At 58.0% G+C, this 2,247-nt stretch carries 3 protein-coding genes; all 3 read left to right on the top strand.

From position 1 onward, the window contains the following. Positions 1 to 626: helix-turn-helix domain-containing protein (locus PFH44_RS26875; protein WP_283826734.1), on the top strand; the 626-nt coding region annotated here is incomplete at its 5' end. A gap of 151 nt (positions 627 to 777) precedes the next feature. Further along, positions 778 to 1,059, top strand: a complete 282-nt coding sequence (locus PFH44_RS26880; protein ID WP_045857786.1) for a PTS sugar transporter subunit IIB — start codon at positions 778 to 780, stop codon at positions 1,057 to 1,059. A gap of 3 nt (positions 1,060 to 1,062) precedes the next feature. After that, the coding region (locus PFH44_RS26885) for a PTS galactitol transporter subunit IIC (RefSeq protein ID WP_283826735.1) at positions 1,063 to 2,247 on the top strand (1,185 nt) is incomplete at its 3' end.

Here is a 2,247-nt window from a genome sequence, read left to right on the forward strand (position 1 = left end):
CCCCCCAGCATTTCTGGCTGCTGTCGCCGGGGCGCGCCGTCTGGCTGCCCGGCGGCCTGCCGCACGGGCTGCAGGCGGTTGACCACGTGGTCACGCAAAATATCTACTTAACGCCCCCGGCGTCCCGACGGTTCGGCGACCGCTGGCGCGGCCTGTCCGCCACGCCGCTGCTGCACGCGCTTATCGCCGCCAGTCTTGAAGAGGGGCTGACGGCGGAGCGGCAGGCGCTGGTTTACGCCCTGCTGAACGACGAGCTGGCGCGCCTGCCCACCAGCCTCCTGTGCCACGTGACGCTGCCCAGCGACCGCCGGGTGCGCCAGGTGTGCGATACGCTATGCCGCGAGCTCGATCACGCGGCGACCCTCGCCTGGTGGGGGCAAAAGGTGGGGGCCAGCGAGCGGACCCTGGCGCGGCTTTTTCGTGAGGAGACGCAGCTGAGCTTTTCCGAATGGCGCCAGCAGATCCGCCTGCTGGAGGCGGTGTGTAATCTTGCCCGCGGGGTGGCGGTGAGCACCCTGGCAAACGATCTGGGCTACGCCAGCGCCAGCGCCTTTATCGCCATGTTTCGTAAAAAGCTGGGCGTTTCGCCCCAGCGCTATATCCAGGCCGCCGGCGTGAAGGGGTAAAAAGGAGAATAACTAAATGTTATTTATTATCAATGTGTTATTTGTTTAACGGCGTTCTGTGTGTACTCAGTGTGTAAAATTACACATCGATCACAATTCTTAACCCGCCGTCATGATTTAATCCTCTCAACCAAAACGGAGAGGAATACTCATGAAACACATGATGATTTGTTGTGGCGCTGGCGTAGCAACCAGCACCGTTGCCTTAAATAAGCTGCAGGAGTTCCTGAAAAAAGAAAATCTTCTCGCTAAGGTGCGTATTTCGCAGGGCACCGTGGCGGAAGCGAAAACGCGCGATGATATTGATTTTATCGTTTCGACTTCACCGGTTGCGCTTTCCGTTCCGGTTATTAACGCTCTGCCGCTGTTGACCGGCATGGGCACCGATAAAGTTTTCAGCAGCGTGAAAGAATTAATTCTCGCCGAGGGTTAAGCCATGTTTATTGTTGATTATATCGTGGGCCTGGGCGCCTCGGTGATGATGCCGCTGATATTTATGATCCTCGGGCTGATATTACGCCTGTCGCTCAGCAAAGCCCTGAAAGCCGGCTTAATGGTCGGGATTGGTTTTATCGGCTTAAGCATTACCGTTAACCTGATGATCGACTCCCTGACGCCGGTCAGCCACGCGCTGGTGGAGCGCTTCGGCCTGAACCTCACCGTGCTGGACGTGGGCTGGCCCGCCGCGGCGGCGGTGGCCATGGGGACGCGGGTTGGCGCGCTGGTCATTCCGGTGTGCGTGGCCATTAACGTGCTGATGCTGTACAGCAAAACCACCCGGGTGCTGAACGTCGATATCTGGAACCTGTGGCACCATGCGTTTACCGGTTCGCTGGTCACCATTATTACCGATAGCCTCTGGCTGGGTATTTTTGCGGCGGCGATTAACTGTATTATCACGATGGTTATTGCCGATCGCACCAGCGGCGATGTTGAGAAATACCTGAACCTGCCGTCTATTTCGGTCCCGCACGGTTTCTCCGCCTCATTTGTTCCGGCGGCATGGCTGGTGAATGCGATTGTCGATCGTATCCCGGTGATTCGCGATATTAAAATTGATACCGAAGTGATTCAGAAAAGGCTCTCTATTCTTGGCGATCCGGCGTCGCTCGGCGCAATTATCGGGGCGCTACTGGGTATTATTGCCGGTATCGAAGTGAAGGCCATTTTACAAACGGCAATTACCATGGCGGCGGTGATGACCATTATTCCGCGCATGGCCAAAATGCTGATGGAAGGGGTGTACCCGATCAGCGAGCGTATTCAGGAGATTGCCCAGTCGCGCGCCGGTTCGTTCGGTAAAATTGCCATCGGCCTCGACTCGGCGGTTAGCGTTGGCCATCCGGTGACGCTGTCGGTGTCGATGCTGATGATCCCCGTCATGCTGGTGCTGGCGGCGATTATTCCGGGCAACCAGTTCCTGCCCTTCGCCTCGTTAACCGGCCTGCCGTTTGCCTTTGTGCTGGTTACCGCGGTATGCCGGGGCGATATGTTCCGCACGCTGCTTACCGGCCTGCTGACGCTTAGCCTGGCGCTGCTGATAGGCACCAACCTGGCGCCGATTGTCACCAGCACGGCGGTGAGCACCGGCTTCTCCCTGCCGCAGGGCACCACCAGCATC

Origin of the sequence: Klebsiella sp. Ech2A (assembly GCF_030078455.1) — a bacterium.
GTDB lineage: Bacteria > Pseudomonadota > Gammaproteobacteria > Enterobacterales > Enterobacteriaceae > Klebsiella > Klebsiella terrigena.